This window comes from Nonomuraea cavernae (assembly GCF_040655715.1).
GTDB classification, from domain to species: Bacteria; Actinomycetota; Actinomycetes; order Streptosporangiales; family Streptosporangiaceae; genus Nonomuraea; species Nonomuraea cavernae_A.
Genome location: NZ_JBFAKL010000069.1, coordinates 1 through 2,938, shown reverse-complemented (window position 1 = coordinate 2,938; position 2,938 = coordinate 1). Strand labels below are relative to the sequence as shown.

General features: G+C 69.5%; 4 protein-coding genes and 1 pseudogene. 4 read left to right on the top strand and 1 reads right to left on the bottom strand.

Annotated elements, in window-relative coordinates; all coding sequences use genetic code 11:
• The first annotated feature begins 117 nt into the window (after nucleotides 1-117).
• On the top strand, nucleotides 118-561 hold the full coding sequence (locus AB0I38_RS40215) for a hypothetical protein (RefSeq protein ID WP_358496122.1): 444 nt from the start codon (nucleotides 118-120) through the stop codon (nucleotides 559-561).
• Between the two features lie 61 nt (nucleotides 562-622).
• On the opposite strand, the gene AB0I38_RS40210 is transcribed toward AB0I38_RS40215, so the two are convergent.
• On the bottom strand, nucleotides 623-1,267 hold the full coding sequence (locus tag AB0I38_RS40210; protein WP_358496118.1) for a TetR/AcrR family transcriptional regulator: 645 nt from the start codon (nucleotides 1,265-1,267) through the stop codon (nucleotides 623-625).
• A 79-nt stretch (nucleotides 1,268-1,346) separates the two neighbouring features.
• Here AB0I38_RS40210 and AB0I38_RS40205 point away from each other — a divergent pair, with 79 nt between their 5' ends.
• The 3 genes and pseudogenes from AB0I38_RS40205 to AB0I38_RS40195 all read left to right on the top strand — a co-directional run bounded on the left by AB0I38_RS40205 (nucleotide 1,347) and on the right by AB0I38_RS40195 (nucleotide 2,845).
• Nucleotides 1,347-1,994 carry a CatB-related O-acetyltransferase gene (locus AB0I38_RS40205; RefSeq protein WP_358496114.1) on the top strand — a complete coding sequence of 216 codons (648 nt, stop codon included), beginning with the start codon at nucleotides 1,347-1,349 and terminating at the stop codon, nucleotides 1,992-1,994.
• Nucleotides 1,995-2,075: 81 nt separating this feature from the next.
• Nucleotides 2,076-2,357, top strand: a pseudogene (locus AB0I38_RS40200) (nucleotide disphospho-sugar-binding domain-containing protein); the annotation flags it as partial.
• A complete protein-coding gene (locus AB0I38_RS40195; protein ID WP_358496105.1) occupies nucleotides 2,354-2,845 on the top strand; it encodes a zinc-binding dehydrogenase in 492 nt (163 codons plus the stop codon). The pseudogene AB0I38_RS40200 and the gene AB0I38_RS40195, both read left to right, overlap by 4 nt.
• The last annotated feature ends 93 nt before the right edge of the window (nucleotides 2,846-2,938 follow it).

Genomic DNA, 2,938 nt, shown 5'->3' with positions numbered 1-2,938 from the left:
CCGGGGTCTGGTGATGTTCGCCTTCGGCCTTGTTTCGGGCGCGGGGGTACTTGGCACGGTCTTAAGTCGGCCGGAACGCCCACCCGCCTCCGCTTTCACCCTGCCCATCGTCCTGTCTTGCCCGCCGCAGAACGGGCTGGGATCCGTCTCTTCGTGGCGTTCCTGCTCGCCGGGCCGCCCCGCTTCCTCATCTTCGCGGTGGATGCGCCGCTGTGGGTCATGCTGGCGGTGTTCGCGATGAGCGGGTTCAGCGGCGGTTTCCTCAACCCGATTCTGGGAGCGGTCTCCTACGAGCGGGTGCCGCGTCACCTCCTCGGCCGGGTGAACGCGCTCAAGGACGCGCAGGCCTGGGCCGGGATTCCCCTGGGCGGGCTGCTGGGCGGAATGGCGGTGGCGGCTGCGGGACTGGCGCCGGTCCTGCTGGCCTGCGGGGCCGCCTACGCCCTCACCACGAATCTGGCGGGGCTGCGGCCGGAGTGGCGGGAGATGGACCGGCTGCGCGGCCAGGGCACTCTCGCCGGTCCGGCACCAGGGGTGAGCACTGACGCGACAGGACGCTGAGATCTCCTTCGCGAGACGTCGTCGGGCGGCGCTTCATGGGTGACCACCCATGAGACAGCCTTCAGGTGTCTCCGCCTGGCGAAGGCTTGACGAAGGCCCCGGCGGAGGCGGCGAGGACGGCGGTTCTGGCCGCATGGTCGGGAAGGTCCGGGTCGGGTGGCGTACGGAGAAGCACCAGATGGTGGTACAGCGGCGCCGTGGCGGCGATGAGCAGTCGCCGGGCGTCGGTGTGCGGCGGGAGTTCGCCGCGACGAACGGCTCGGCTGACGATCACCTCGCAGCGGGTGTATCGGTCCTCCCAGAGCCGCCGCACGCCGCGGGCGGCTTCTTCGGAACGGAACGAGGCGGCGATCAGGGCCGCGGCGATCGGCGGCCACGCGGTCAGGGCCGCCTGGTTTTCGTGGTTCAGCGCCGCCAGGTCGCCTTGCAGGGAGCCGGTGTCCTGGGGCTGCCAGTCGTCGTCACTCGCCGCTTCGAAGACGTCGGCGAGCAGGCCACCGACGTCTCTCCAGCGCCGGTACACCGTTGCGCGGTGCACCCCCGCGCGGGCCGCGACGGCATCCACGGTGAGCTCGTCGTAGCCGCGTTCCGCAAGCTCGGCGCGGACCGCGTCGAGAACCCGCGTACGGGTGCGACCGGTGCGGCCACCCGGGCGTCGTCGGGTCGGCGACGGGCTGCCTTCCGGCGGTGGCGCCGCGGAGGTCATCGCCCGGAACCTGGTTGCTCGGCGGACAGCGTCATGACAGCATCTTAATGTATAAGTTGTCGCATTAGCAGAGGTATCGATGATGGTTCCCGCCGATCCCACCGTGGTGCATCCCATGCCCGAGCAGCCGCGGGTGGTGCTGCTCCGGCCGCTGGTCAAGTCCCCGTTGATCGAGGTCGGAGAGTATTCCTACTACGACGACCCGGACGATCCGACCGCGTTCGAGACACGCAACGTGCTCTACCACTACGGGCCGGAGAAACTGGTCATCGGCAAGTTCTGCGCGCTGGGCACGGGGGTGCGGTTCATCATGAACGGCGCCAACCACCGCATGGACGGCCCTTCGACCTTCCCCTTCCCCACCATGGGCGGCTCGTGGTCCGAACATTTCGACCTGCTCACCGGCCTGCCGAACCGCGGGGACACCGTCATCGGCAACGACGTCTGGTTCGGCCACGGCGTCACGGTGCTGCCAGGCGTACGGATCGGACACGGCGCGATCATCGGCGCCGGTGCCGTGGTCACCTCGGACGTGCCCGACTACGGGATCGCCGGCGGCAACCCGGCCCGTCTCATCCGCACCCGCTACAGCGACGAGGACATCGCCCGGCTGCTGGCAGTGGCCTGGTGGGACTGGCCCGCTGAGCACATCACCGAGCACGTGCGGACGATCATGTCGGGCGGCATCGCCGACCTGGAAGCCGCCGCCGAATCCGTCTCGCCCTGAACCCGAAGTGAGTGATCTTCCGTGTCCCGTCGCCGTGCCCACATCGCCATGGTCGGCATCCCGATCGTCAGCCATTGTCACCATGCCGGTATGGGCGGCTGCGGCGAAGGTCTGCTGGCCGGTGTTCCGATGATCGCCGTCCCGCAGGCCGCCGAACAGTTCGTCAACGCCGACCGTCTCGTGGAGCTGGGCGTCGCCCGCCGCATCGATACCCCGGACGCCACGGCCGAGACCCTGCGGGCCGCCCTGAGCGACCTTGTCGCCGACCCGGAGGTCGCCCGCCGCTCGGCGCGACTGCGGGCCGAGGCGCGAGCGGATCGCTGGCGGGGCAGATCGCCCGGCTGCTCGGCGCCGGCCGGGTGATCGGCAGCACCAGCTCGCAGGAGAAGGCCGACCGGCTGGTCCGTGATCTGGGATACGACGCGACGGTGATCCGCGGCGCGGCACCGATCGAGGAGCAACTGGCGAAGGCCGCCCCCGACGGCAACGACGTCTACGTGGACAACGTCGGCGGCGACCAGCTTCAGGCGGCGGTGGCCTCGGCCCGGCCCGGAGCCCGGTTCGTCCTGATCGGCGCGCTGTCCGGGCAGATGTCACCCCAGGGGACGGGCGGGGCGGCGCCCGTCGGACTCGACACCTACCAGCTCATCCTGAAGCGGATCTCGATCCGGGCCTTTCAGGGCTTCGACGAGCAGGCGCGATCCCAGTGGCTCGAACGCTTCGGCGGCTGGTCGCGCACCGGCGACATCACCTTCCCCTACGTCCGGGTCTCGGGCATCGATCACGCGCCGCGGGCGTTGCAGGAGATGATCGAGGGACGGCATTTCGGGACGGTCATCGTAGAACTGTAGGGGTTATTAGCTGCTAGCGAAATCATCAGCGTTCCTCAGTCCTTATCTGCGACCATCAGTGTGTGAAGCTCTCCGAATGGGCCAGGCGGAACG

What these genes read in the sequence shown, in the direction of transcription:
- AB0I38_RS40210 (WP_358496118.1), bottom strand. Translation starts at nt 1,267, where the DNA reads ATGACCTCCGCGGCGCCACCGCCGGAAGGCAGCCCGTCGCCGACCCGA.
- AB0I38_RS40205 (WP_358496114.1), top strand. Translation starts at nt 1,347, where the DNA reads ATGATGGTTCCCGCCGATCCCACCGTGGTGCATCCCATGCCCGAGCAG.